23 protein-coding genes and 1 pseudogene are annotated in these 25,201 nt (G+C 62.2%); 11 read left to right on the forward strand and 13 right to left on the reverse strand.

The window, feature by feature from the left end; translation table 11 throughout:
* The first annotated feature begins 132 nt into the window (after positions 1-132).
* The 8 genes and pseudogenes from QXZ94_RS22785 to QXZ94_RS22820 all read left to right on the forward strand — a co-directional run bounded on the left by QXZ94_RS22785 (position 133) and on the right by QXZ94_RS22820 (position 8,725).
* A complete protein-coding gene (locus QXZ94_RS22785; protein ID WP_315726453.1) occupies positions 133-1,341 on the forward strand; it encodes an ABC transporter substrate-binding protein in 1,209 nt (402 codons plus the stop codon).
* 15 nt (positions 1,342-1,356) lie between these two features.
* The gene (locus QXZ94_RS22790; protein WP_172131190.1) at positions 1,357-2,166 is read left to right on the forward strand and encodes an ABC transporter ATP-binding protein; all 810 of its coding nucleotides are present in this window, start codon (positions 1,357-1,359) and stop codon (positions 2,164-2,166) included.
* Positions 2,159-2,884, forward strand: coding sequence for an ABC transporter ATP-binding protein (locus tag QXZ94_RS22795; RefSeq protein ID WP_315722308.1), 726 nt, complete (start codon positions 2,159-2,161; stop codon positions 2,882-2,884). The genes QXZ94_RS22790 and QXZ94_RS22795 overlap by 8 nt, the downstream gene beginning before the upstream one ends.
* Before the next feature lie 6 nt (positions 2,885-2,890).
* Positions 2,891-3,745: pseudogene (locus tag QXZ94_RS22800) on the forward strand (branched-chain amino acid ABC transporter permease); the annotation flags it as partial.
* A gap of 105 nt (positions 3,746-3,850) precedes the next feature.
* A complete protein-coding gene (locus QXZ94_RS22805) occupies positions 3,851-4,804 on the forward strand; it encodes a branched-chain amino acid ABC transporter permease (protein WP_315726455.1) in 954 nt (317 codons plus the stop codon).
* The gene (locus QXZ94_RS22810) at positions 4,801-6,147 is read left to right on the forward strand and encodes an amidase (RefSeq protein WP_315722309.1); all 1,347 of its coding nucleotides are present in this window, start codon (positions 4,801-4,803) and stop codon (positions 6,145-6,147) included. Before QXZ94_RS22805 ends, QXZ94_RS22810 begins: the two co-directional genes overlap by 4 nt.
* Positions 6,147-7,424, forward strand: coding sequence for a phosphonoacetate hydrolase (gene phnA / locus QXZ94_RS22815; RefSeq protein WP_315722310.1), 1,278 nt, complete (start codon positions 6,147-6,149; stop codon positions 7,422-7,424). Before QXZ94_RS22810 ends, phnA begins: the two co-directional genes overlap by 1 nt.
* Before the next feature lie 2 nt (positions 7,425-7,426).
* The gene (locus QXZ94_RS22820) at positions 7,427-8,725 is read left to right on the forward strand and encodes an alkaline phosphatase family protein (RefSeq protein ID WP_315722311.1); all 1,299 of its coding nucleotides are present in this window, start codon (positions 7,427-7,429) and stop codon (positions 8,723-8,725) included.
* Positions 8,726-8,834: 109 nt separating this feature from the next.
* On the opposite strand, the gene QXZ94_RS22825 is transcribed toward QXZ94_RS22820, so the two are convergent.
* Complete coding sequence (locus tag QXZ94_RS22825) at positions 8,835-9,206, reverse strand: nuclear transport factor 2 family protein (RefSeq protein ID WP_172131196.1); 372 nt, start codon at positions 9,204-9,206, stop codon at positions 8,835-8,837.
* A gap of 30 nt (positions 9,207-9,236) precedes the next feature.
* On the reverse strand, positions 9,237-10,010 hold the full coding sequence (locus tag QXZ94_RS22830) for a hypothetical protein (protein WP_315722312.1): 774 nt from the start codon (positions 10,008-10,010) through the stop codon (positions 9,237-9,239).
* Between the two features lie 174 nt (positions 10,011-10,184).
* On the opposite strand from QXZ94_RS22830, the gene QXZ94_RS22835 reads away from it, so the two are divergent.
* Complete coding sequence (locus QXZ94_RS22835) at positions 10,185-10,658, forward strand: helix-turn-helix domain-containing protein (RefSeq protein WP_315722313.1); 474 nt, start codon at positions 10,185-10,187, stop codon at positions 10,656-10,658.
* Positions 10,659-10,768: 110 nt separating this feature from the next.
* On the opposite strand, the gene QXZ94_RS22840 is transcribed toward QXZ94_RS22835, so the two are convergent.
* From QXZ94_RS22840 to QXZ94_RS22885, 10 genes are all read right to left on the reverse strand, one after another.
* Positions 10,769-11,344, reverse strand: coding sequence for a DUF2285 domain-containing protein (locus tag QXZ94_RS22840; protein ID WP_172131197.1), 576 nt, complete (start codon positions 11,342-11,344; stop codon positions 10,769-10,771).
* Positions 11,331-11,543 carry a transcriptional regulator domain-containing protein gene (locus QXZ94_RS22845; protein ID WP_172131198.1) on the reverse strand — a complete coding sequence of 71 codons (213 nt, stop codon included), beginning with the start codon at positions 11,541-11,543 and terminating at the stop codon, positions 11,331-11,333. The genes QXZ94_RS22840 and QXZ94_RS22845 overlap by 14 nt, the downstream gene beginning before the upstream one ends.
* Before the next feature lie 1,042 nt (positions 11,544-12,585).
* Positions 12,586-13,971: an MmgE/PrpD family protein gene (locus tag QXZ94_RS22850; protein WP_172131199.1), complete on the reverse strand. Its 1,386-nt coding sequence runs from the start codon at positions 13,969-13,971 to the stop codon at positions 12,586-12,588.
* Between the two features lie 223 nt (positions 13,972-14,194).
* Positions 14,195-15,208 (reverse strand): oligopeptide/dipeptide ABC transporter ATP-binding protein, encoded by a 1,014-nt coding sequence (locus QXZ94_RS22855; RefSeq protein WP_315722314.1) that lies wholly within the window; start codon positions 15,206-15,208, stop codon positions 14,195-14,197.
* Positions 15,208-16,203, reverse strand: coding sequence for an ABC transporter ATP-binding protein (locus tag QXZ94_RS22860; protein WP_315722315.1), 996 nt, complete (start codon positions 16,201-16,203; stop codon positions 15,208-15,210). The genes QXZ94_RS22855 and QXZ94_RS22860 overlap by 1 nt, the downstream gene beginning before the upstream one ends.
* Positions 16,204-16,208: 5 nt before the next feature.
* Positions 16,209-17,078 (reverse strand): ABC transporter permease, encoded by an 870-nt coding sequence (locus QXZ94_RS22865; protein ID WP_172111416.1) that lies wholly within the window; start codon positions 17,076-17,078, stop codon positions 16,209-16,211.
* On the reverse strand, positions 17,075-18,013 hold the full coding sequence (locus QXZ94_RS22870) for an ABC transporter permease (RefSeq protein ID WP_172111417.1): 939 nt from the start codon (positions 18,011-18,013) through the stop codon (positions 17,075-17,077). Before QXZ94_RS22870 ends, QXZ94_RS22865 begins: the two co-directional genes overlap by 4 nt.
* A gap of 76 nt (positions 18,014-18,089) precedes the next feature.
* Positions 18,090-19,487, reverse strand: a complete 1,398-nt coding sequence (locus QXZ94_RS22875) for an FAD-dependent oxidoreductase (protein ID WP_315722316.1) — start codon at positions 19,485-19,487, stop codon at positions 18,090-18,092.
* A complete protein-coding gene (locus QXZ94_RS22880) occupies positions 19,484-19,837 on the reverse strand; it encodes a (2Fe-2S)-binding protein (RefSeq protein WP_315722317.1) in 354 nt (117 codons plus the stop codon). Before QXZ94_RS22880 ends, QXZ94_RS22875 begins: the two co-directional genes overlap by 4 nt.
* On the reverse strand, positions 19,758-20,924 hold the full coding sequence (locus QXZ94_RS22885; protein ID WP_315722318.1) for an FAD-dependent oxidoreductase: 1,167 nt from the start codon (positions 20,922-20,924) through the stop codon (positions 19,758-19,760). The genes QXZ94_RS22880 and QXZ94_RS22885 overlap by 80 nt, the downstream gene beginning before the upstream one ends.
* A gap of 38 nt (positions 20,925-20,962) precedes the next feature.
* On the opposite strand from QXZ94_RS22885, the gene QXZ94_RS22890 reads away from it, so the two are divergent.
* Positions 20,963-21,880: a LysR substrate-binding domain-containing protein gene (locus QXZ94_RS22890; RefSeq protein ID WP_172111420.1), complete on the forward strand. Its 918-nt coding sequence runs from the start codon at positions 20,963-20,965 to the stop codon at positions 21,878-21,880.
* Here the strand turns inward: QXZ94_RS22890 and QXZ94_RS22895 are convergent.
* On the reverse strand, positions 21,867-23,447 hold the full coding sequence (locus QXZ94_RS22895) for an ABC transporter substrate-binding protein (RefSeq protein WP_172131200.1): 1,581 nt from the start codon (positions 23,445-23,447) through the stop codon (positions 21,867-21,869). The genes QXZ94_RS22890 and QXZ94_RS22895 overlap by 14 nt on opposite strands.
* 873 nt (positions 23,448-24,320) lie before the next feature.
* Here QXZ94_RS22895 and QXZ94_RS22900 point away from each other — a divergent pair.
* Positions 24,321-25,187, forward strand: a complete 867-nt coding sequence (locus QXZ94_RS22900) for a DMT family transporter (protein WP_246739822.1) — start codon at positions 24,321-24,323, stop codon at positions 25,185-25,187.
* The last annotated feature ends 14 nt before the right edge of the window (positions 25,188-25,201 follow it).

Raw genomic sequence — 25,201 nt, forward strand, 5'->3', positions numbered from 1 at the left:
TGCCCCGTGGCGGTCGCTCCGACAACTCCCATCCGCCCTGTCCCATCCGCCCGGCTCACTTGTACCATCCGCGTCACAAATGTGTCAGCGAAGCGGGTTAAGCACCACCTACCAAAAATGGGGGGTCTGACCATGCGAAGCCTGCTGCTATCGGTTGCTTTTCTGTCCGTCTCGACGAGTGCCGCACTGGCTGAATTCTCGGACGGCAAGGTCGTTCTCGGCGTCATGGGCGATCAGAGCGGCGTGGTCGCCGACGTCGGTGGTCCTGGCTCGATCGTCGCGGCCCGGATGGCCGTTGCCGATTTCGGGGGAACCGTCGATGGCACCCCGATCGAGATCGTCACGGCAGATCATCAGAACAAGCCGGATATCGCCTCCAGCATCGCCCGCGAGTGGTTTGACCGGCGCGGCGTCGACGCCATCGTCGACCTGCCGCATTCGGGCGTGGTCTTCGGGCTGATCCCGCTCGCGACCGACAAGAAGCGCTCGCTTCTGATATCCGGCGCAGCCTCGACCGACATCACGGGCCGCTATTGCTCGCCCTATGTCACGCACTGGACGGACGATACCTATGCGCTGGCCCGCGGCACGGCGGCCTCGCTGCTCGACCAGGGCCAAAAGAGCTGGTTCTTCCTCACCGCGGATTATTCGTTCGGCCATGATCTGGAGGGAGTGGCGCAACAGGTCGTGGACGAGCGCGGCGGCAAGGTGGTCGGCAGCGCCCGCCATCCGCTCGGCACCGCCGACTTTTCCACGCTCCTGGTGCGGGCCCGCAGCTCCTCCGCCGAGGTGATCGCGCTCGCCAGCGCCGGAGCCGACACCGTCAACGCCATCAAGCAGGCCGGCCAGTTCGGGATCGCGCGGTCCGGGCAGAAGCTGGCCGCGCTGCATGCCTTCGTGACGGATATCAACAGTATCGGCCTTGAGACGGCGCAGAATCTGATCATCAGCACCGGCTTCTACTGGAATGACAATGATGCGACGCGCGCATTCGCCCGGCGGTTCTTTGCCACCCATGGGCGGATGCCGACGCGTGAGCAGGCCGGGGTCTATGTCAGCGTGCTGCACTATCTGAAGGCCGCGCGGGCGGCGCACAGCGACGATGCAGCTTCCGTCAACGACCAGATGCGACAGCTGCCGGTCGACCGCTTCGGCCGCGAAGCGCATATTCAGGCGAATGGACGGGTGACCTATGAGATCGGCGTCTACCGCGTGAAGACGCCTGCCGAGAGCAAAGAGCCGTGGGACTTCTACGCCCGCACGGCCACGGTTCCTGCGAGTGCGGCATTCCGTCCCGCATCGGCATCCGGCTGCAGCTCACAGGCGGCCAGGGCGCAGTAGAAAGGCGCAATAGACATGGCAACCAGCGCCTCGCTCCGGGCTTTCGCAACTCCGCGAACCGTCTCTGCTCCGCTGCCGCCCGATCCCGTGCTGAAAGTTCGTGCCCTGACGGTTCAGTTCAAGGAATTCGTTGCCTTGAACGAGGTGTCGCTCGATCTTCGCAATGGCTGCATTCATGCGGTGATCGGTCCCAATGGAGCAGGCAAGTCGACTCTTTTCAACGCGATCAGCGGCTTCATCAAGCCCACCCGCGGCCAGATCGAATTGTTTGGACGCGACGTCACCGCCTGGCCTGCCAATCGGCTGGCCAGGCTCGGCCTGGCCCGATCCTTCCAGATCTGCGCGATATTTCCCGAATTGTCGGTCGAGGAGAACATGCTGGTGGCGCAGGCCCATGCCAGCCCGCCACTGCGGCTGTTGCGCCGTCGCGTCAGCGGCGATCTCGCCCCGCACAGCGAGACGCTGCTGGCACGAGCCGGCCTGACCTCCGACCGACGCAGGCAGGCGCGTGAACTCTCCTATGGACGGCGGCGCCTGCTCGAAATTGCAACCACACTCGCCCTCAAACCTCGCCTCCTGCTTCTCGACGAGCCGACGTCAGGGCTCGGCCGGGAAGACATCGCTCCAGTCGTCGAGATGATTGCCGACGCGGCGCGGGATTGCTGCGTCCTGCTGGTTGAACACAATCTCAAGGTCGTCGAACGGCTCGCCGACCACGTCACCGTCCTGGCGAACGGATCCGTCCTGAGCGACGGATCCTATCAAGAGGTTGCGCGCGACCACCGCGTCCGCGCCGCCTATCTGGGTGCAGCCGCTGATGCTTGAACCAGTAAGAAGCCAAGCAAGCCTCCCGCTCGTGATATCCAACCTCAGGGCTTGGTACGGCGAGGTCCAGGCGCTGTTCGGGATCGACTTCACGGTCTCAGAGGGCGAGGTCGTCGTGCTGCTGGGCCGCAACGGCGCCGGCAAGAGCACCATCCTGCGCGCCATCATGGGCCTGTTGCAGCGGCAGTCGGGACGCGTACTGGTGCGGGGGCGGGACGTGCGTCCGCTGCGTCCATCGGAGCGCGCGCATCTTGGCCTTGGTTACTGCCCGGAAGAGCGAGGGATCTTCGCAAGCCTCACCGTGGCCGAGAACATGGCGCTACCGCCCATGCTGGGTGGCACCGGCATGAGCGATGATGAGATCTTCGAACTGTTTCCCAATCTGCGGTCACGGACCCGCCATTTCGGCGGGCAGCTGAGCGGCGGCGAGCAGCAGATGCTCGCGATCGGTCGGATCCTGCGCTCCGGTGCTCGAACGCTGTTGCTGGACGAACCGACAGAGGGACTTGCCCCCATCATCATCCGTCAGATCGAACAGGCGATCACCGCGCTCAAGCAGCGCGGCTACACCATCCTGCTGGTCGAACAGAACCTCGCTTTTGTGCTGGGCGTCGCTGACCGGGTCGTCGCAATCGAGAACGGATTGGTTGTGGACGATTGTTCGACCGGCGAGGCCGAGCGGGTCGAAGCACGCCTCTCCAAATACGTGGCGGTGTGAAACTGTATGTCAAACCTCATTCTCTCCTATCTCACGATCGGTCTGGTCAATGGATCGTTCTACGCCCTGCTCTGTCTTGGACTCGCACTGATCTTCGGGCTCCTGAACATCCTCAACATGGCTCACGGCGCGCTTTACATGATGGGCGCATTCGCCGCCTGGGCGGCCGTTGCGCGCCTTGGCCTTCCCTATCTGATCGGTCTGTTTATGGCCGCTATCCTGGTCGGATCGGCTGGGATGATGCTGGAGCGGCTCTTGCTGCGGCGAACCTACAGCCTCGATCCGCTCTATGGGTTCATGCTGAGCTTCGGACTCGCAACCGCAATCCAGGGCGGATTTCAGGTCGCCTTCGGCTCTACGGGACTGCCGTTCACGACGCCCGCCTGGCTGTCGGACGTGGTCGATCTTGGCTATGCAGTGTTCCCTGTGTACCGGCTATGGGTCGTCATGGTCGCCTTCATCGTTTGCCTCGGAGTATGGATCGCGATCGCCCGCACAAGGGCTGGAGCGACGCTTCGGGCAGCTTCCGAGAACGCCACGATAGCCGAAGCGCTGGGGGTGCCGATTCCTGCAGTGATGACGGCGACGTTCGGACTGGGCGCCGCTCTCGCGGGCCTCGCCGGCGCGCTCGCCGCGCCGATCTATCAGGTCAGCCCGCTGATGGGATCGGACGTCCTCCTTGTTGTCTTCGCCATCATCGTGATCGGTGGAATGGGCTCCCTCGGAGGGACGATCCTGGCGGCCTATTGTCTGGCATTGCTCGAGAGCGCGACACTGGCGGTGTTTCCGCAAGCGGCCAACGTCATGATCTTCGCTTTCATGTGCATCGTCCTGTCGGTCCGGCCGCAAGGGCTGTTCGGCATCGAGGTGTTGCGACAGCATTCCTTTGCGGGAATCCCGCCGCCGGTCACCGCCACACGCGATTCACTGCCAAGCCAGAATTACGAACGCGTCCTGATCATGGCCATGGTCGCGGCCGTGCTCGCTCTGCTGCCGGCCCTGCTCTATCCGATATTCCTGGTCAAGATCGTCTGCTTTGCGATCCTCGCCGCGTCGTTCAACTTCCTGCTCGGTTTCGCCGGCATCATGTCGTTCGGCCAGGCGGCTCTCTACGGAACGGCCGCCTATGTGACCGCGCATGCCATGAAGGAATGGGCGATGTCCGCAGAGCTCGCGATACTGGCCGGAATCACGGCCGCCATCCTGCTCGGCATCGTCATGGGAGCGCTGGCGATCCGGCGGCGCGGCATCTACCAGGCCATGATCACGCTCGCCGTTGCCCAGATGGTCTATTTCGTGTTCGTGCAGTCGAGCTTCACGCATGGCGAAGACGGGCTCCAGGCGGTGCCGCGCGGTGTCCTGTTTGGTCTGATCGATCTGCGCAACGACCTCGCCGTCTATGGGCTTGCCGTCATCGCCTTCTGCTCCGTCCATTTCGGCATCAAGCGGCTATTGTCGTCTCAGCTTGGGATGATGCTTGTCGCAGTCCGCGACGATGAGCGGCGCGCCTTGTCGCTTGGTCAGAACGCCTGGGGCCTGAAGCTGTTCGCCTTTGCGATCGCCGCCGGCTGCGCCGGCCTCGCCGGGTCTTTGAGTGCGGTTGCCTTCCAGCTCGCGACCTTGTCCGGCGCACACTGGCACCTCTCCGGAGAGGCTGTTCTGATGTGCCTCATCGGCGGCCTCGGCACATTGGGCGGACCGTTGGTCGGCGCCGCGGTCCTGGTCACGATGCAGCACTTTCTCGCTCCCTATGGGGCCTGGGTGCAGGTGATCCAGGGCGTCGTCTTCGCAGCATGCGTCCTGACCTTTCGCGACGGGATGATGCCTCGACACGGGTTCGCATGGCCTTCACGGCTGCGCGGGCCCAGCGCCACCTCATTCGCACCTGCCGAGACCTTGGAGGAGACGGGCCGATCATGACCAGCGCGATCCCACATAGCCGGCATCAGCTTTGCGAGATGGATGGCGATCCTTCGCAGCTGACAGCCACGGCTGCAGCTTCTGCCATCCGCGAACGACGCCTGTCCGCGGCCACACTGCTCGAGGCCTGCCTTGCTCGCATCGCTGCACGCGACGGCGACGTCCACGCCTTCAGTCATCTCGCAGCGGAGGCGGGGCGGGAGCAGGCGTTCCTCGCCGACAAGGCGCAATCGGAAGGCCGGCTTGCCGGACCGCTCCACGGCCTGCCCGTCGGCGTCAAGGATGTCTTCGATACGATCGACATGCCATCAGAATATGGCAGCAGCCTGCTGCGCAACCGTCGCCCGGCAGCGGACGCCGCGGCGGTCGCGATCCTCAGGCGAGCCGGCGCCATCATCATCGGCAAGACGACGACGTCCGAGTTCGGCATGTATCATCCAAGCACTGCCCGCAATCCCAATGATCTCGGGCGCTCACCTGGTGTGTCTTCGGCCGGTTCAGCAGCAGCTGTGGTCGACCGAATGGTCCCTCTTGCGCTCGGGACTCAGCATACCGCCTCGACGGTGCTGCCGGCATCATTCTGCGGAGCGCATGCCTTCAAGCCGTCGTTCGGGTTTGCAAGCATGGAAGGCTCCAACATCCTGGTGCCGCGGCTTGCGCAGATTGGCTATCTCGCGAGATCCGTCCAGGATCTCTGCTTGTTTGCCGGTGCATTTGATCCTGTTGTCGACGGCGCCGCCGATCGGATCGGACGCCCGCCGAGGCTTGCCGTGGTGCGCGGACCGGGATTCGAGCAGGTCGCTCCGGAGGTGGACGAGGCTTTGACAGCCTGCATCGGTGCGTTGCCGGTCGCGGTCGACGAGCTGGATCTTCCGAGCGAATTCGGCCATGCGATCGAGGTGGCTCTTGGCCTCTTGAACGCGCATCTGGCGGCTCGCTTCGGCGATCTCCCCCAGCATCTGTCTGCCAAGCTGTGTCCACCGCTGCAGGATGGGATCGCCGCCGGCATTGCGCTCAGCGCAAAACGCTACATCGAGTTGAACGCGTTGGCCGATCGCTTGATCCGACTGACGCCGCAGCTGTTCGCGCAGCACGACGTGCTTGTGACGTTGTCGGCGCCGGGCGAGGCGACACGGCTCGATGAAGGTCCCGGCTCGGGGAGCCTCGCCATGCCCTGGAGCCTGTGCGGCCTGCCTGTGGTCTCACTGCCGCTGCTCTGCGGCGCCCACGGCCTGCCGATCGGTCTCCAGCTCATTGGACGCCATGGCTCTGACCGTGAGCTGCTTCAGAACGCCGCCTGGGTTGCTCACACCTGCCGCCTGCCAACACGGGTTCATCATTGATGCAATATTTATCCGCCACCGAGCCGACACCTGGTTCCGACATACAGATCGAAGTGAACGGACGGGTCTACAACTGGCCGCGCGTCTCCACTGTCATCATCTGCTTCGATGGCTGTGACCCCGACTATATAGCAGCGGCGAGCGCCGCAGGCCTCATCCCGGCGATCGATCGCATGCGACGCGACGGCTTTGCGACCACGGCGCTCGCGGCGATGCCGACCTTCACCAATCCAAACAACGTCTCGATCGTCACCGGGGTCGCACCCGCGCACCACGGCGTGTCGGGCAACTTCTACATCGACCGGGCGAGCGGACAGGAGGTGATGATGGTGGACGCATCGCCGATGCGAGCGCCGACGATCCTCTCCGCCTTCTCCCATGCGGGAGCCAAGGTGGCCGCCGTGACGGCCAAGGACAAGCTCCGCAAGGCACTTGGCAAGGACCTCGAGGGAATCGTGTTCTCTGCCGAGAAGGCGGATTGCTGCAGCGAAGCCGAGAATGGCATTACGGACGTGCCCGCGCGGATCGGCCGCTCCGTCCCTCATCAGTATTCGGCGGACTTGTCACTGTTCGTCCTGGACGCCGGTGTCAGGCTGTTGGCGGATCATCGTCCTGATCTGATGTATTTGTCGCTGTCCGACTACGTCCAGCACGCCTACGCGCCGCACGAGCCGGAAGCCCTGGCGTTCATGGCCGAGGTCGATCAGAGGCTCGGGGCGCTGCATGCCGCGGGCGCGGTGGTCGGGATCGTCGCCGATCACGGCATGAGCGATATGGCCCGGGCCGATGGCTCACCCAACGTCGTATATCTCGGCGATCAGCTCGACGCGGTCTTCGGCCTTAAGCGAACGCGGGTGATCTGCCCCATCACCGACCCGTTCGTCCGCCATCACGGCGCGCTCGGCGGCTTCGTCCGGGTTCACCTCCTGGATCCGTCGTTGCGCGCCTCAGACGTCGCTTCATTTCTCGCGGGGCTTCCCGGCGTCGGTCTCGCCTTGACCGGAGATGACGTGGCCGCCCGCTTCGAGCTGCCGCGCGACCGCGAGGGCGACGTCTGCGTGATCGCAGCAAAGGGAGTGGCCCTGGGTGCCCGAGCTTGCGACCACGAGCTCTCCAACCTGGCCGGCGCAAGACTGCGCTCGCATGGCGGCCTCGCCGAGCAGCGTGTCCCCTTCATCCTGTCTCATCGGCTTCGCGCGGGCCACGACGCCCCCGACGAGCGGACTTTACGCAATTTCGATATTTTCAGTGTCGCACTCAATGAGGTGGACCTTTGACCATGAAGCGTGTTGTCATCATGATCCTCGACGGACTGCGACGGGATCTGGTTTCGCCTGAGACCACGCCCCATCTCGCCGATTTGGCCGCGCGCGCCGAATGGTTCGAAGACTACCGGACGGTCTTTCCTTCGTGCACACGCGTCGTGTCGGCAAGTGTTGCAACCGGATGCACGCCGGCAAGACATGGCCTGCAAGGCAATTCCGTTGCCCTGATCGAATCCGGCAGGTTGGTGCTGCGCGACGCCGGAGATCCGCAGTTTCTGCAGCATAAGCGCCGAGTCACCGGATGTTCACTGCAGGTGCCGACCCTGGCAGAGCGCGTCAAGGCTGTCGGCGGCCAGATCGTCTTCAGCAACGTTTCACCGGGAGCTGCCTATGCCCATGATCCGGATGGGCACGGATTCGTCTATCACCGGGCCGGCTCGTTCGGACCTGGCCGCGTCGAAGTCGCCGCTGGCGATCGATTGGACGTTACGCTGGATAGCCGTGGGGATGCCAGAATGACGGCGCGATTCATCGACGACGTTCTGGTCAGACGTCGGCCCGCGGTGGGCGTCTTGTGGCTGGGCGAGCCGGACCATATCCAGCACAACGCGCCACTCGGTTCTCCCGACCATCTTGCCGTTCTGGCGGAGGCGGATCGTCAGGCGGCCGAGGTGACCGCGGCCGTCGAAAGACAGCGTGACCTTGGCGAAGACATCCTGCTTCTGATCGGATCGGATCATGGTCATCAAACGGTCGAGGACATCGTCGACATCGATGCAGCGCTGATCAATTCGGGGCTCAAAGCCAATCACGCCTCCGACGAGATTCTGGCCATCTCGAACGGCACATCGGCCTTGATCTATGTCGATTCGCGGCGCGGCCCGCCGTTGCAGAGCGTACGCTCCTTCCTGGACGCCAGCGATTGGGCGGGACAGGTCTTCGGGCCGGACGAACTCGGTCGGGTTGGACAGGCTCACACCGGCGGCCTTGCTTTTGCTGTTTCCATGCGGTCCAGCGACGCCCCCAACAGCTTCGGTATCCGCGGTTCGAGTCTTGCGGCCAAGCCTGCTCTTGGCAAGCCCGACCGACTTGGGTGCGGGCAGCATGGAGGGCTTGGGATCTACGAGCAGGCTCCATTCCTGATGGCATCGGGCAAAGGCTTCAGTCCGGGTCAGATCCGCACGTCGCCTGCGCGCATCATCGACATCGCACCGACAGTGCTATCCCATCTTGGACTGGCCTGCACAGGAATGGATGGGGAAGCCTTGCAGGCGGCAGCTTGGCGTTCTGAGCCGCGCGCCATCAGAGCCTGACACCCGGCTGCACACGCATCGGCCCAAACGATCGCCAGCCCAGACGCTCAAGCACCAATGATCATCGCATCCGCTCTGGCCGCTGGTCGCTGGCTGGCGGCTGTGCCGCTCAGAGCGCTGGACTGTCAAAGAACGTCCGGCGCCGGCCGATGCGGCCACTGCTGAGATGATAGACATCGGCAAACCTTGCCTTCAAAGGACGCCCATTCTTGTCCCGGCCGGAAAAGCTACCCCAACAGGCAATCTGCTCGCCATTGCTCAGCACCTGCTCGAGCTGATGTTCTCCCGAGGCCACGATGCGCTCGTGGCGGTAGAACTGCATGATGGCCTGCTTGCCGACAAAGGGCTCATAACCCGGACGCTCGTAGACGGCGCCGTCATCCAGCAGGCTGGACAGGCCTGCCCAGTCGCGAGCGTCGATGCACGTGAACAGGCGCCTGACATATGCCTCGGCTTCCCGATGGTCCAACGGTCTTTGCATGCCCCTCCTCACCATCGAACGCCGTTCTGCTCACATCGCCGCTGCGCGCGGATCCGATTCCTCGCTCCAACCCAATTCCATCGCGGCCTCCAGATCGGCCAGCATTTCCTGCACCGGCATCCAGACAAGACCACAGCGCATGGACCCGAGCGGCGATACGACCAGTTCGACGCTCGACTGCTCGATCCGGGTGTAGCCGGTGCGATCCGCCATCCCTCCAGCAATCACGGCGTCGGCCATCATGCTGATCGTGAAATCCGTGTTCCAGCGCGCATGAGCATAGGCGCGCGAAATTCGAGGCAGGATTCGCGCCAACCCTCTGCCGCGAAAATCGCGCCGGTACCAGCCGGCACCGGAAAATACGACCCTGCCCGCGATCGTGGACGCCACCGGAGTGGCGACCTTACAGCCATCTCCGCGCGCCAAGGCGGCCGCGGGATCTGCGTAGAACATCCGAAGCGAGACGGCTTCCTCGAACAACGTCGTGCCTGTCCAGTCGTAGTACCGGCCCGCCTGTGTCGCGACGACCTCCCCGTTTTTGTCTGTCCCGACGATGACGAAGCTGTTGTCAGCTGTTGCGCCGCCGAGGTCGGGCTGGAAGATCGGCACCAGCGGCCGCCAGCTGTCGGAATTTGCGCTGTTGATGTCGAGCAAATCCTGTAGGCTCGCAAAATTGACGCTGATGCCGCGCTCCCGGGCGGCGGTGTCAGCGGCGAGAAAGAAGCGTCCCAGGAGGCTGATCGGACCATGATCGATCTTCAGAGTGGAAGGCACGCGTCCAGATTGAGGACAGCAATCCTGCATCGATATCCCCTACACCTTTGCTACGTCGGCTTATCAAGCCGTGGCGGGCGACGATTGCATTCGATCTATCCTCTGTAGTTGTAGCGCGAATGACATAATTCTGGTTGATTGTTTCAAGCTGAGATTGATGCTTCATGGGCGAACATCTTCGATGCGGCATGAGGTAAATCGGACGTGGCGACTTCCAAACAGATCCCTGGCCGCCCTGCGGCGTCCCGCGACCAAGGCAGGCGGCTCAGGAGGTCATCCAAGAAGCCCAATCATGTCGATCAACATGTGGGAACGCGATTGCGCCTGCGGCGGAACCTGCTCGATCTCAGCCAGGATGATCTGGCAAGACGCCTCGGCCTGACAGCTCAGCTGATTCAGAAGTACGAAGCAGGCGAGACACGGATCAGCGCATCAAGGCTTTACGAAATCGCAAACCAGCTGGCTGTTCCGATCACGTGGTTCTTTGACGAGATCGACGCAAAGGCACGCGCCGCTGCGCCACAGGCCTCCCATGAGCAGGCGACGGACTTCAGTGAGCTCGTCACCAAACGCGAGTCTCGCCAACTGCTCGAGCTGTATTTCGGTATTTCAGACGAACGGCTTCGACAAAAGGTGCTCCAGATGGCCGAGCTTCTCCGCTCGCGCGACGACGAGTAGTGCGCTCAGGATACGAGCTGAACAGACTATCAGCTTTGGCATCCGGCATGCGCGCCGGTCCACCAATGGTCCATTTGCACGCTGGCCGCGACACGGATCACGGCCCCCGATCACGCTGATCGGCGTTGGCGGTGCAGCAGGCTCCGGTAGCCGCCTCGGATCAGGCCCTGACCTGTTTGAACCAGCCGGATGGTTCGGCTGCGCAGGTCGTGCGTTTTCCATCCCCGGTCGTCGACTCGCTCGGACCCGAACAGAACCGTGGCGATCGCACGATAATTCTGCCCCTCGACACGGCCGTCCAAGGCGCGCAGCGCAAGAACCATCCGGCGGCGCTGCTGAAGGGGGCCGGTATGAGCCGGCAGCCGGATCGGACCTCGCCTCAGCGCCGTCCAAAGCCGATAGGCCGCGCGGGTCTGCAGATCGAAATCACGGTCCAGCGGCAGTTCGACGGCGACGGCCGTCCCCTTCGCCGGAAGCCGGGAGAGCAGCAGCCGGTGCGTGGCGCCGCCCAGCTGCAGCACCGCGTACCAGCCATCAGACGCCCGTCTCAGCTCGGCGTCGGGCGATCCGCGAAGGTCGAGATGAGAGAATGGTGCAAGCCGGCCGTGCGAAGTCGGCGCAAGGCGAAGCACACTCGGCAGGACTTCCGGCGCCCAGAATATGGCCTGAGCATCAAACCGGCGCATCGGGTCGGCCGCGAAAAGAAAGCCCCCATCGCTGCCGGAATGCAGGATCGGTCGGGCCGTCTTTGTCTTGCGCTAGCAGATCGCTGTAGTCTTGCCGATAGTCCGGGTTACGACGGAGACATTCCCAGGCAAAGTCGGCCGCATCGGCTGTTTCGAGCTTCTTGTATGACTCGGACGACCGCCAGTTGAACTCACTCATTACACACTCGTCCTTGCCATTGCCGCTCTCTCACCAAAGCTTGCGGAGGCTAGCAACGAGGGCTCCGTCACCGAGACTATCAATCTGCGCAGTTGACACCGATCGAGCAAAACGCGGTGGATTTTGCGTATTCCCGGGTCATTCGGTTTCACTCAAATCGTGGGATTTCCTGGCGCCAACGATGCGGCCGCGTTGCTGCGCGCGGCGTGCCCGGCCTTGCGTCAGATCGCATGACCAAGAGGATCGTAGCCGACGGTCGAGACCGCGGTCGCGACCGTCTCGGGTCCGCTGCACGCCAGGCTCGCCCAAGAATGGTGCTCACGCACGTTTGACGATCGCTTCCCGTCGGCCCAAGCAGGCTCAACCAGGCAAGCTCGGTCAAGCGATGTCGGCCAGGCCGTCTCGCGCCAGTTAATGCGCCCCGCTCAATTTGCCGGATTGAGCTGATATTCCAGCCAACGGGCCGCGCGATCGGAGATCAGTTCCGGACGAAGTCCGGCTGTGCCGGTGCTCTCGTGAGGCGCTCCTATCGTGAGCCATTCACTGAGCGCACGAGCCCACCCTGCGGCAGGATCAATGGCCAAAAGCGGCGTAGCCAAGCTCTCCTGGCACAATGGAAGACGCCATACCGTTCCCTGCAGCACACATATGTCGTCGCGGATGATGACCGTCCAGTGCTCAACAAACCCGGACCATTCGAGCGCAGATGGCGGCGGTGAGGTCCCTGCGCGCAAGCAGCCGAGCAGCTTCGCCGCGAAGACAAGGTTCGCCCTTGACACCCGCCAGTTCGCTTCGCAATTCCGATTAGAACTGAGCCTTCTGTCAGCACCCGCTCCGACAGATGAGGGCGCATCCGTTGCGACGCTCGGTCTGATGAAAACTGGTCTTTTGGCCATGCCGGCCTTCTCGCTGCTCAAAACAACATTTCAGAGAGATCAAAGATCGATTCGACTGATGCGTGTCTCTTGTCACTTCGATGGCGACCGTAGCGTGTCTTTACCGCCTGAGGAGTTTTCATATCGTGACGGGCATGCGACTTCATTCAGGAGGACTGTCTTCGATGTCGCCGCTCGACAGGCGAGGCGCTATTCGCGTCGGCGAACAGCCTTGCTTCCAGCATCGATTGCAGAGGCGCAAGATCTCCCGTCTGCAACGCGCCAATCGCACTTGGAATACCGGCCGCGACGCGCGTGCCGACGCGCTCCGCTGCAATGGCCAGGAACTTCGCCCCGATGTCGTCCCAGCTCATCGGGTTCGTCGGCTCCCCCTTCGGCGCCAACACTGTCTGTTCGAGGATGCCCGAAGCCGTGGTTATGCGAACCCGCCCGGGAACCGCCGCCGGGAACATGAGATCGAATTCGGGATTGACGGCCATCCGTACACGCCCGGCGATCTCGATGGCTCTTTGATCCCTCAGCGAATCGTTGCTCAAGGGGAGCAACGCCGCTGCGCCACTGATCGCGGCGACACCGAGACAGAAGGGAAGGCTGTATTGCGCTCCCTCCAGCGTGCCCGGGGCCACCTCGTTACTCAGTGTCAACGATCTCCCAAATGTCTCGACATCGATGCCGATGATGGCATCTGGGTGAATGTCATGATCTCTCAGCAATGAGAGCAGCGCATCAATTGGCGCGTGAATCCAACGGCAGCAACTATAAGGCTTGAAATAGGTGCTGTTGATGAGCCAACTCGTTCCAAGTCCGTCGAGAAGCCGCGCGCGATCGTAACGTTCTGAACTGTCCAGAATGTCGATCGGTCCGGTGAAGCCCTGCTTGGCCAGATCGACCGCAAGGACGCCGTTGGCGGCTCCCCATGGGATCCCCTCCTTGACACTGTTGCCTCTGAACCGGGTGTATGACGTAGCCGACTGGCTTGGCGCCGTCGTGCCGGCGATCGAGATCGCATGTGCGATCTGGCCCGGCGAGAGCCCTCTCAGCCAACCCACCGCTGCGGCTACGGCTTGACCGCTCCAGAGGCCACTGTTCACCGTCGGAACGCTTCGGAGATCCCGGGCAGAAGAAATGCGAACGCCAATCTCATATCCGACGGCAATGGCGGCAAGCGCCCGTTGCCCATCCAGGGACGGACTGCCGAGCAGTGACAATACCCCGGGAATGATTGCCGCGCCGGGATGCCCTGAAGCGGCGCGGTGGCCATCATCCAGATCGAGCGAGCACGCACAGGCCGCATTGACGAAGGTTGCGCCTGCAGCGGTCGACTGCTCTCCGGAAAACCACATCGCGGCCGTTCCATGGCCCCATGTCATGCTTGCTATTCGGCGCACGGCCATCGCATTTGGTGTCTCATAACCAGCTATCGCAGCCGTCATCAAATCGAACACGCATTTCGCCGCGCTGATCCGGGCTTCTTCTGGCACTTCGCTCGCGCTGACCCATTCGGCCAACATCTCGGTAACGGCGTATGTCATGCGGCCTCCAGGGTCTTCAACATGTGTGCTGGATCCGACGAGTTGACGGAACGCAGCCATCCAGGTCGGCAGATCAGACAATCAATGCGCGGCAAATTCTCGAAATCCCCGCAGCTCTCCGAGCGAGCTCCCGTTCAAATCCACCTCGATTCAGAGCAGGATCAGGCAACTGGATCATGATGACGGCAAGCTCGCCAATGATCTCCTTTGGTGTCGTCTTCCGTCATCGCGCTCCGATGCGCAGGCTACCCCACGCGATATCGCTTGTTTCCGGGAAGTAGCAGGCTCGGGATCGGTCGTCTCCCGATGTTTCCAGCTGCGGCCTTGCGACGGAACACGGGCCTTCCGCTCGCGCGCAACGCGGATGGAAGCCACAGCCCGGAGGCGGATTGGCTGCGGAAGGAACCTCTCCCACGATCTGGATCAGAGGCCGGCGTGCCCTCGGATCAGGGACTGGATAACTGTCGCGCAGAAGCCTGGTATAAGGATGCAACGGCCGGTCGAGGACATCCGCCGTCGGCCCCTCTTCGACGATGCGCCCAAGATACATGACGCAGATCCGGTCGCAAAAATGTCGGACCACACCGAGGTCATGCGAAACGAACAAGAACGACAGGCCGCGGCGTTCGCGGAGCCCCTCCAGCAGCCCAAGAATTTGCGCCTGTACCGAGACATCGAGAGCAGAAACGGCCTCGTCCGCGACGACCAGTTCGGGATCCAATACCAGCGCCCGTGCAATACCGATCCGTTGCCGCTGACCGCCGGAGAACTCGTGCGGATAGCGTTCCAGTGCTTCTCGCGGCAACCCGACCTCGACCATGGCGGCTTCCGCCTTCTCGCGGATCTCCTTGGACGACTGACGCAGATGGACGCGAAGAGGTTCTTCCAGAGTCTGGCGAATCGTTCGGCGCGGGTTGAGCGAAGAATAGGGATCTTGAAAGACGATCTGCATCCGGCGGCGCAACGCGCGCAAGGCGGCACCCTTGGCGGCCCGGACGTCGACGCCGTCGAATACGATTGATCCGCTATCGGGCTCAATGAGCCGAAGGATGGCACGCGCGACCGTTGACTTGCCACAGCCAGACTCCCCCACGAGGCCAAGGGACGTCCCCTTTGGCACGCGGAAAGACACATCATCGACCGCTCGGACATTTCTTGCGCCCGAGCCTCCACGTCTTACGAAGGTCTTCGAAAGATGACTTACAACAAAGTCGCCGCTTCGAATGGACGTCGTCATCAATGCACTCCTCCGACGGGTCTGACGGGACAGCGCACCATATGTCCGGGATCACCCGATGATACGAGCTCTGGGTGCAGCTCGGTACAGCTGCGGTCCTTGAACGGGCAGCGGGGCGCATAGGCGCAGCCTGTTGGAACGGCAGACAGGACGGGGACGCTACCGGGGATCGGCTCCAGACTCTCATTGGCCCGGTCGGCTCGTGGCATGGCGCGCAGCAGCGCTGCCGTATAAGGGTGCATGGGCCTTGCGAACAGCGCGTCGACTGTCGCAAGCTCCACGATCTCGCCCGCATACATCACGGCAACGCGGTCGGCGATCTGCGCTACCACGCCGAGATTGTGCGTGATGAACAGCATCGACATTCCGTAGGACTGTTTGAGCTCGTCGAGTTGGGACAGCACCTGCGCCTGGATCGTTACATCGAGGGCCGTCGTCGGCTCGTCGGCCAGAAGAACCCTCGGATGACAGGCAAGCGCCATGGCGATCATGACGCGCTGGCGCATCCCTCCCGAGAATTGATGCGGATACTCATCCAGGCGGCTCTTCGGCGATGGAATCTTGACCTCGTCCAAGAGCCGAAGCGCCTCAGCCTTGGCCTCCATGCGCGACCCTCCGCGGTGAATGAGGATCGCCTCCGCAATCTGGTCTCCCACCGTCATGGTTGGATTGAGGCTCGTCATCGGCTCCTGGAAGATCATCGCGATCGAATTGCCCCGGATGGTACTCATGTCCCGCTCGGACAAGGTCACCAGATCTTGGCCCTCGAACAACACCTCTCCGCCCTGAATGCGAGCACCCGCATGCGGAAGCAGCCGTAGGATCGACAGGGCAGTGACGCTCTTGCCACTGCCCGATTCGCCCACGACCGCAAGCGTCTCGTTCGGCATCAGCGATACCGAGACGTTCCGTACTGCAGGGTACCAGCGGCCGCCGATTCGGAATTCGGTCCGCAGATTGCGCAATTCGAGAGCTGGCCTGGGAAACGATGTCATGCCTGCTACTCGCCCCGCAGCTTTGGATCGATTGCGTCTCGCAGAGCATCTCCCAGAAGATTGAGGGCGAGCACGGTCGCCAGGATCGCAAGACTCGGGAAGACCGCGAGCCACCAGGCGTCGAGGATGTTATCGAACCCTTCGCGGATCATGCTGCCCCAGGTCGGCGTCGGTGGCGGAACTCCGAGTCCGATGAAGCTCAGGGATGCTTCCGTGCGAATCGCGGAAGCCATCCACAACGAGCTCATCACCACGACATCCGAGATGAGATTGGGGAGAATATGGACCCCCATGATCCGGACGGGTCCAAATCCGAGCGCGCGGCCGGCCATCACGAAGTCCTGCTGCTTCAATGCAATCGTAGGCGCGCGGGCAACTCGCGCAAACGGCGCGATCTCCGTGATTGCGATTGCAATGATCAGGTTCTGAAGGCTGGCGCCCAGCATCGCCGCAATCATGAGGCCGAGCAGCAGAGCCGGAAAGGAGAGCATCACATCGAGCACCCCCATCACCAGCTGATCCAGCGCGCCCCCGATATAACCTGCAACGATTCCGATGGTACAGCCGATCGTCATCGCGATCAGGATGGCGACAAAGCCGACCATGAGAGAGATGCGGGCTCCATAGATCAGACGGGACAGGACATCTCGACCATAGTTGTCCGTCCCGAACAGGAACTCCGCTGATGGCGGCTCAAGCCTGGCAACGATATTCTGCTCCAGCGGATCATGGGGCGCAATCAGCGGCGCGAGCACTGACACCATGATGATGATGGCAAGGAGCAGCGCACCCAGCCAGAACAGAGGATTTCTGGAGAAGACCAGCCACAATCGGCTAGGCTGCGACACGGCAACTGATGCGACCTCGATCGTCATTTGTACTTCACCCGCGGATCGATGAGCCCATATGTAATGTCCGTCAGCGTATTCACGACGATGACGCAGATCGCAAAGATGATCATCAGTCCCTCGAGCAACGTATAGTCGCGGGAATTGAGTGCCCCAAAGATCAGCTTGCCGAGGCCCGGTCGGTTGAAGATGATTTCCGTAAGCACCGAATTTCCGATCAACGTACCGAAGTAGAGGCCAACGACGGTCACCACCGGAATGAGGCCATTGCGCAGAGCGTGTCGCATGACCAGGCGCATGGGAGTGACCCCCTTTGCACGCGCTGTGCGGATGTAATCCTCGCCAAGCACCCCCAGCATGGATGACCGTGTCACACGCACCACATAGGCCATCAGGATCAAGCCGAGGTTCAGCGCAGGCAAGGCAAGGCTTCGCAAGCGCTCGAGAGGATCAGTGCTATCGGACGTGAGAACCGGGAACCATCCCAGATGGATTGCGAATATGATGAGCAGAAGGATGCCCGACACAAACGCGGGAAACGAGAGTCCGACCAACGAGACCAGCCGCGAGACGTAGTCGATCCAGCTGTTGCGGCCGAGCGCCGCGAGAATTCCGAGCGGCAGACCCAGGACGATTCCGATCGTGATGGCCGCCAAGGTGAGTTGGATCGTGGAGGGCAACACCAGCAAGACCTCCTGAACGACGGTCCGGCCGCTGCTCAGCGATCGCCCGAGATTGCCGGTGAGCACGTCTCCGAGAAAGTGAAGGTATTGGACCTGGATGGGCTGATCGAGCCCGAGCCTGGCTCGCATCGCCCGAAGCGAGGCTTCGGTTGCCTGGTCGCCAAGGATGACGGACGCAGCATCACCCGGAACGAGTCGGACCAGCACGAAGATTGCTGTCAGCATCACGAACAGGGTCGGGATTGCGAGCAACAGCCGTTTGCAAGCAAAGCTGATCATTCGATCATCCCGCTCGATTGCGAATGGAAGACAGCCTGAAGAAGCTGAATTCTTGTCTGCGGACAATGAGAGTGCCTCACACCACCTCTCCCTCTTGATCGAGAGTGGCCAGCTCTCCAAGCGTCACGGGCTTGAGTGGAGGCCTGACGCGATAGAAGCCGATCTCGCTTGCGGGACAATTCTGCATCTCCGCGAGGATACGGGTGACGGTGTAACCACATTGCCGGCCCTGGCACGGGCCCATCCCTGCGCGTGTGAAGGCCTTGATCTGGTTCGGGCCGCAGCCGCCGATCTGCGCCATCGCACGGATCTCTCCCGCAGTGACCTCCTCGCACCGGCATATGACGGTGTCATCGGTCGGACTAAAGATTCTGGAGCGGGGTCTGAACAGGGTGTCGAGGAAGGGCCGCAAGGCAAGTTCGCGCGCCAGACTCTTCTGAACGCACGACGCATCCTTCAGCATGTTCTGCTCGGCCGCATAACCGAGCTGGACTGCCAGCCTGTGGGCTGCGAGCGCACCACGACATTGCGCGGCCTTGGCCCCTGCAATGCCCGCGCCGTCACCGGCGACGAAGATGCCGGCTTTGGACGTTTCGCCCCATGGATCGAGAACCGGAACGTAGCAATCCTGCTGGTCACGCCATTCAACGGCGCAGCCCAGTCCGAGCGGCACATGAACGTTCGGAACAACGCCTTCATGCACGAGCAGATGATCCGCGGACACGGTTTCCTCTCGTCCATCCGCTGTGCGATAGCTGAGCGATTCGATCCTGTCCGATCCGTGTGCCTCCAGCTCGACGACGTGACGGATGACAGGCACGCGCCTGTGCCGGAGGATCGCCTTCCAGGCGAGCCCTTTGAGGAGTGCTCCAGCCGCACGCAAGGCTCTCGGCAGATACCGGAGCGCCGTCCAATGGCTCCCGGCCGGTGTCGTGTCGAGATAGCCAGCGATCTGACCTCCGGCGTTGAGCAACTGAACGATGTAGAGAAGCGGCAACGGGCCACACCCTGCGACCCACACTGGCTTCGCGGGAATCTGCCCTGCCGTCTTCAGCAGAACCTGAGCGGCCCCCACCGTGAGGACTCCCGGCACCGTCCAGCCTGGAAATGGAGCAGGCCTCTCCTGGGCTCCGGTTGCAAGGATGATGGCCCGCGCCTCGATCGTCCGGGCTTTGCCATCATGGGTCACGAAGGCGCGAAAGCCGGGTTCGACCTGCCAGAGCTGTGTCCGAGGCTCATAATGTGCCCCGCTGGCGCGGAATGCGTCGGTCGTCGCCTTTCCATCCTGATAAGTTCTTCCGAGGATGGCCCCCCTTTCTGACGCTGCCTGAGTTTCGACCGAACGCCAGATCTGTCCGCCAGGCGCAGCCTGGTCGTCCACAACCAGAACGCCAATTCCATAGCGGCGGGCCGTGATGGCCGCCGTCATGCCGGCAGGGCCAGCCCCTGCGATGAGAAGATCGGTTTTGCTCATGACGGCAGGCACCGCCTCCGCTGCTGGTGCTCAACCGTCATGCCGTCCCGCACCGGCATCATGCAGGTCTGAATTGAGGCAACTCCATCCACCCGGGCAAGGCAATCGAAACAGACGCCAATCATGCAATAGGGAGCTCGCCTGCTCCCCTTTACCGGCGTAGGGCGTGACCAGATGGCCTCCTGCCGGAGCAGGACGGCTGCCAGGCTTTCGCCCGGCTCCGCGACGACAGGCTTGCCCTCGACATAGACAGTCACGGCCTCAGCGGGCTCATGCAGCTTTCTGAACATCAAAGCGGCTCTGATGAAAGATATCGAGCGAATCCGGCAACTGGCCGGCCGAGATGGCATCGGCTAAAACGGTGGCATGCAGAGCTGCCAGCGTGACGCCTGAATGGCACAGCGCGACGAAGGCTCCCCGGTGCTTCTGCGACTGAGCATAAACGGGGCACCCGTCAGGGCTCATGATGCGCAAACCCGCCCATTGCCGGACCAATTTCGCCTCGGCGAGACTCGGCACGATGCGAAGCGTCCGTCGGCTCAGATCTGCAGCGGCGGCCGCCGTCGCGGAGCTATCAAAGCCGGTCTCCTCATGGGTTGCACCGATCATCACGGTGCCTTCCCGGGTTTGGCGCAAGCCACTCGTCGGCAAAGGCAGCAATGGTTCAAGGCGCTCGGTCACCAGGATCTGCCCTCGCTGAGGGCGCAGCGGGATTTCAAGACCCACTTGCCGCGCGAGCGCCTGCGACCCGAGACCCGCAGCGATCAGCACGCGCGGCGCACTGACGGTCTCGTTTCCGCACGCCACTGTAAAGCCCGCCTCGCCAGGCACGATCTGCCGCACCGCAGCGTTTCGCCGCAATTCTCCGCCGAGACGCAGAATTCCGGAATGAAGAGCCGCAAGGAGCTGAAGCGGATTGGCGTGCCCGTCCCGCTCACCGAAGCTGGCGCCGGCCACGTCCGGCCCCAATCGAACCTTCGGAAGCAGCCTGGCCAGTTCAGCGCGATCAAGCATCCGCCAATCCGCCTCCGCTCCGCCGAGCTGATTGTGCAATCGCTGGAGGTCCAAGCGGCGCTTCTCGAACGCATCCTCTCCGAGGCAGAACGCCAAGCCGCCATTCTGCTCGTATTGAAGATCCAACCCGGTCAGATCAGTGAGTTCCGACGCAAAGCCGGACCACATGTCGACGCTACGGCGTGACAGCTGCTGATAGGCCGGCATGTTCTGGCCTTTGCCCTGCAGCCAGACAAGGCCGAAATTGGCCCGTGCCGCGCGATGGTCGCGATCGTCACCGTCGAGCACGAGCACCCGGTGCCGTCTCCGCGCCAGCCCGTATGCGATCGCAGCACCGACCGTACCAGCACCGATAACTATTATCTCAGGATGCATCAGATTTCCTCTTGCCCAATATGACGACAAAAAGAGATATTTGGTCAAAGTCCAAAATCTCTGGCTGTATTCTTCAGGGTTATGGGATGGCTCGTCAGATCAATCTCAGACAGGTTGAGGCGTTCAAGGCGGTCATCGAGAGCGGCTCGATCAGCCGAGCCGCATTGATCCTCAACATCTCCCAGCCAGCGATGAGCAAACTGATCGCTCATCTCGAAGAGGACACCGGGCTCAGCCTGTTCGATCGCGTCAAAGGCCGCCTTGCTCCGACAGAGCGCGGCATGCGGCTCTATAAGGAAATCGATCGTATTTTTTCAGGTGTTCGCCAGGTGGAGAATGCCGTCGAGGTCATCCGCCGCGAGGAGCAGGGACAGCTTCTCATCGGAGTCATGCCGGCGTTGTCGCGTTCGTTCATCCAGCAGGCGACGATGGGCTTCCTGCAACAGCATCCCAACGTGTTCTGTTCGGTCAAGTCACGCAGTTCGGAATGGATCGTGGACTGGCTGGTCACACGCAAGCTCGATGTCGGCCTTGTCAGCTCGCGGATCGACAATCCTTATGTGATCGCCGAGCCGCTGACCCAGCAGCCGCTCGTCTGCATCATGCCGACCGATCATCCCCTCGCCATGAAAAACGTTGTCGAGCCGGATGATCTCGACAACATTCCCTTCGTGTCTTTCGATCCTGAGAGCCAGGCTGGTCAGTGCATTGCGACGATGTTGGATGCCTATCACGTCAGACCCAACACCGTGCTCGTGGCCAATGTCTCACCGACCCTTTGCGAATTCGTCGCAGCCGGCCTTGGCGTCTCGCTGGTGCATCCGCTGATGTTCAACGGGCTCCAGGACCGACTGGCCATCAGACGCTTCGAGCCGGCCTTGCCTTACGATTTCCAGCTTTGTCGCATGCGCGATAGCCGCAATGCCAATCTGGTCGACGCCTTTCTCCAGCAAGCACGTACGACGGCTGCGCGGCTCTCGCTGGAGTCCCTCAGCGCGGCATGAGCGTCGTCGCCTCGGTGATCGGCGGAGCGAGGTTCATGGCTCCTTTGAGCTCATAACCGTAATTGACGCGCTTGCTGTGCCCCCAGACCTGCTGAAGCTCAAACAGTGGAACAGAACAGACGGTGTCGTGGATCTTACGCTGAGCTTCCTTCCACAATTCCTGCTGCCGCTCGACGCTGCCTTCCACCCGCGCCGCCTGGATCTCGGCATCCGCGACGTCGCAATGCGAGAAATTGGCGACCGCCGTCGTCGTACCAATGCTGGAGCGCGAATGATAAAATTCGGTCAGGTAGGTGTCGGCGACCGGAAATCTGGCGGCGCCATAGAACACCAGAGCGCTGGCATTGCCGCGGATCTGGCTCTGATAGGTGGCGTGATCGACGACGCTCATCTCGAGCTTGATGCCGGCCTTTGCGAGCTGACGCTGAATGATTTCCATCGTCGGCAGAATAGCCGAGATATTGGACACCACGACCTTGAGCGTCAGGCCATTTGGGTGGCCCGCTTCGGCCAGAAGCGCCTTGGCCTTCACTGGATCGTAAGCATAGGCCCCAGATGAACAGTCCTCCCCGATATAGCTTGGGGGCACGACCGAGCAGCCTTTCAGACTGACCGACTTGCCGACAAACTGCACGAGGTCGTCGACATTGATCGCAGCGGCGATTGCCTGTCGGACCCTCAGATCGTCGAGCGGCGGAATACTGCTGTTGATGTGAAGCGTCCGAAATTCTCCTGGACGGAAGACATCAACGACCATGTTGCCGCGCTGGCGAGTCGTATCGACCCAGCGTTGCTCCCGCCGGCCTTGGATGACGTCGAGCTCTCCCGACGAAAAGGCAAGCTCGCGGGCGCTGTCGGAGGGGATCGTACGGTATACGATGTTGCTGATCTGCGGCCGGCCCCGGAAATAGCCCTCGTTTGCGACCAGCTTGACATGGCGCTGAGTCTCATGCTCCGAAAACGCAAACGGGCCTGTACCGACAGGGTTGGACGCAAACTTGTCTCCGAGCTCCTCGACGGCTCTTTTGCAGACGATGTTGCCGCCGTGATAGTTGGATAGGCGGCCGAGGACATTCGGATCCGGATACTTCAGCACGATACGAACTGTATATTCGTCGAGCTTGGCAATGCTTTCCACCGGACCGAAATCTGCAGCGAAGCTTGATCGGCTGGGGTCTGCGGCGCGGGTCAGCGAGTAGACGACGTCGTCTGCGGTGAGGGTGCCCCAGTTGCCGTGAAATTTGACACCCTTTCGAATGAAGAAGGTCAAGACTCGCCCGTCTGCGGACGTTTCCCAGCGCTCGGCGAGATCGGGCTCGAGATCCTTGGGATCCGCGCTCCCTGGTCTGAATCGAACGAGGCCGTTGAACATCAGGCCGATGAGCGGCTTGTCGGTGCTGGTCGTCGCACGATGCGGATCCAGCGTGGTGACGTCTGATCCGCCGGCACCGATCTGCAGGGCGGTTCCCGGCGGGACTTCCGCCGCAGACACATCACCGGTCGCGTTCACGATGACGGCGATGCAGAAGGCCATTATAGAGACGCGCTTCATATAGACGAACTTCATCCGATGCCTCGCCCGTTACCCCACAGGTCAGGCTGGAAGAGTCCTGCAGCTCTGTCAAAGTCCGAAATTGAGGAGGCCTATTCGCCGGCGTTATGGCTAGCGGCAGAGCTCAATCGCGACGCAAAAATTCGCGGCGCAGGACCCAGCTGGCAGCGACTGCCATTGGCACATCCGCGTCGGGCGAGCCGAATGCCACGTCTGCCTACAAAGCTCCTGGATCGTCAGATCAAAATCGGAGAGCGGTAGCGGCCTCACTCTCACGCTCCGACATCGTCGGAAAGAGATCTGCGGAGATAGCCCGCCTGGCGCCTGCGGAGCGCGCGCCATGATATCGGGCCGTCGCGCTGCGTGGCTCTGGCAACAAATCGTCATCAGTCGACGTACACCACGCACGCCACGCAGGCGATCTCTTGACGAGTTACCGAGATTGGTGGTCCTACGCCATAACAGACCACGAGGCCCCGGCTGAGGTGTGCAGCCCACCCGCCTCGCCTCGAAATCGCGGAGCTCCTGCATAAGACCTGCGACTGGGTCCAGGACCACTACCTTTCCGGGTAGCTGTGCCCATCGTAATCTTCATATTACCATGACGTTGGATCGGCATGGCTGGAAGCGAAGGCTGGAGATTTGATCGATTCCCGCGTGGGAGAGAGATGACGCTGGGCTGAACAGACGTCGTTTGGCGCAGGCACGACCGTCTACTCTCGTCAGGCGCAAGGTTCTACCTAGCAGTCACCCAGACTCGTCACAGCCTGCACACTACGTATTTTCGGTCGGCTGGAAGTGCGAAGACGGACCAGGAGATTACGTATGCAGGGTCATCCTGGACGGACGGACATCTTTCTGGGTCTTCGTGCCACATCTACGGCAGCAATGGCAGCTACGGTCGCGAGCTGCGCCAACGGTGCTCAACTCGCCGTGACGCGCCTGATCGTCCAGCAGCATGAGCCGCTGGCTATCGCCCTCATTCGCTGTGCGATTGCGGCTGCGTGCCTTGCGCCGCTTCTCAGGCGATCGCAATGTCCCGCAGTCCGTGATTGTGCGACCATCCTCGCTCTTGGTGGCGTCGTCGCGGGGCTCTGCCCATGGCTTCTGACAATTGCCATGCAATACACCACGGCTTCGCGCGGAGCGCTTCTGATCTGCACCAGTCCTCTGCTGACCCTGACATTCGCCGCCTTGCTCGGGCAGGAAAAATGCACCCTCCGCCGGGTCGCCGGCTGTTGCTGCGCGTTTATCGGAGTTGCCGTCGGACTTTCCGGACAGCTCGCTGCGGGCACGCCATCGGCCATCAATCGGGGCGATGCGCTCGTTCTCCTGACCACCGTGTTATTGGCGCTGTTCAACGTGTGCGCCGCTCGCATGCTGACGCGCTATCCCGCCCATACGATCGCTCCGATCGCCTGTCTCGGCGGCGCTGCGATCCTGTTCGCCTTCACGCTCGCCGGTGGCGCCCTTGGCGGGATACCACTGCTTGCGGCCAAAGACTGGCTCGCGTTGCTGTTCTGCGGGACGATTGGTGGAGCCGGCGTACTGCTGCTCTGGTCCTGGGCCATCGAACAGGCTTCGGCGGCCAGGATCGCGATCTTCGTCACGGCAGCGCCGATTTCGGCGGCAGCCGTTGGCGTGATCCTGTTGTCCGAGGTTGTATCACCTGAACTCGCCGCTGGAACCGGTCTCATCGTCGCCGGAATCTACTTCGTCTACCGGGCCGAACCGTTTGCCGAGAGCCAGGCGTGACGCATGGGGGCCAT

The organism is Bradyrhizobium sp. SZCCHNS2022 (assembly GCF_032377575.1).
Classification (GTDB): Bacteria; Pseudomonadota; Alphaproteobacteria; order Rhizobiales; family Xanthobacteraceae; genus Bradyrhizobium; species Bradyrhizobium aeschynomenes.

What these genes read in the sequence shown, in the direction of transcription:
- phnA (WP_315722310.1), top strand. Translation starts at nt 6,147, where the DNA reads ATGCAATATTTATCCGCCACCGAGCCGACACCTGGTTCCGACATACAG.
- QXZ94_RS22845 (WP_172131198.1), bottom strand. Translation starts at nt 11,543, where the DNA reads ATGAGTGAGTTCAACTGGCGGTCGTCCGAGTCATACAAGAAGCTCGAA.
- QXZ94_RS22900 (WP_246739822.1), top strand. Translation starts at nt 24,321, where the DNA reads ATGGCAGCTACGGTCGCGAGCTGCGCCAACGGTGCTCAACTCGCCGTG.
- QXZ94_RS22860 (WP_315722315.1), bottom strand. Translation starts at nt 16,203, where the DNA reads ATGACATCGTTTCCCAGGCCAGCTCTCGAATTGCGCAATCTGCGGACC.
- QXZ94_RS22870 (WP_172111417.1), bottom strand. Translation starts at nt 18,013, where the DNA reads ATGATCAGCTTTGCTTGCAAACGGCTGTTGCTCGCAATCCCGACCCTG.
- QXZ94_RS22785 (WP_315726453.1), top strand. Translation starts at nt 133, where the DNA reads ATGCGAAGCCTGCTGCTATCGGTTGCTTTTCTGTCCGTCTCGACGAGT.
- QXZ94_RS22830 (WP_315722312.1), bottom strand. Translation starts at nt 10,010, where the DNA reads ATGCAGGATTGCTGTCCTCAATCTGGACGCGTGCCTTCCACTCTGAAG.
- QXZ94_RS22880 (WP_315722317.1), bottom strand. Translation starts at nt 19,837, where the DNA reads ATGCCATCTCGGCCGGCCAGTTGCCGGATTCGCTCGATATCTTTCATC.
- QXZ94_RS22840 (WP_172131197.1), bottom strand. Translation starts at nt 11,344, where the DNA reads ATGCGCCGGTTTGATGCTCAGGCCATATTCTGGGCGCCGGAAGTCCTG.
- QXZ94_RS22810 (WP_315722309.1), top strand. Translation starts at nt 4,801, where the DNA reads ATGACCAGCGCGATCCCACATAGCCGGCATCAGCTTTGCGAGATGGAT.
- QXZ94_RS22825 (WP_172131196.1), bottom strand. Translation starts at nt 9,206, where the DNA reads ATGCAAAGACCGTTGGACCATCGGGAAGCCGAGGCATATGTCAGGCGC.
- QXZ94_RS22820 (WP_315722311.1), top strand. Translation starts at nt 7,427, where the DNA reads ATGAAGCGTGTTGTCATCATGATCCTCGACGGACTGCGACGGGATCTG.
- QXZ94_RS22790 (WP_172131190.1), top strand. Translation starts at nt 1,357, where the DNA reads ATGGCAACCAGCGCCTCGCTCCGGGCTTTCGCAACTCCGCGAACCGTC.
- QXZ94_RS22875 (WP_315722316.1), bottom strand. Translation starts at nt 19,487, where the DNA reads ATGAGCAAAACCGATCTTCTCATCGCAGGGGCTGGCCCTGCCGGCATG.
- QXZ94_RS22890 (WP_172111420.1), top strand. Translation starts at nt 20,963, where the DNA reads ATGGCTCGTCAGATCAATCTCAGACAGGTTGAGGCGTTCAAGGCGGTC.
- QXZ94_RS22895 (WP_172131200.1), bottom strand. Translation starts at nt 23,447, where the DNA reads ATGAAGTTCGTCTATATGAAGCGCGTCTCTATAATGGCCTTCTGCATC.
- QXZ94_RS22850 (WP_172131199.1), bottom strand. Translation starts at nt 13,971, where the DNA reads ATGACATACGCCGTTACCGAGATGTTGGCCGAATGGGTCAGCGCGAGC.
- QXZ94_RS22865 (WP_172111416.1), bottom strand. Translation starts at nt 17,078, where the DNA reads ATGACGATCGAGGTCGCATCAGTTGCCGTGTCGCAGCCTAGCCGATTG.
- QXZ94_RS22795 (WP_315722308.1), top strand. Translation starts at nt 2,159, where the DNA reads ATGCTTGAACCAGTAAGAAGCCAAGCAAGCCTCCCGCTCGTGATATCC.
- QXZ94_RS22855 (WP_315722314.1), bottom strand. Translation starts at nt 15,208, where the DNA reads ATGACGACGTCCATTCGAAGCGGCGACTTTGTTGTAAGTCATCTTTCG.
- QXZ94_RS22805 (WP_315726455.1), top strand. Translation starts at nt 3,851, where the DNA reads ATGGTCGCGGCCGTGCTCGCTCTGCTGCCGGCCCTGCTCTATCCGATA.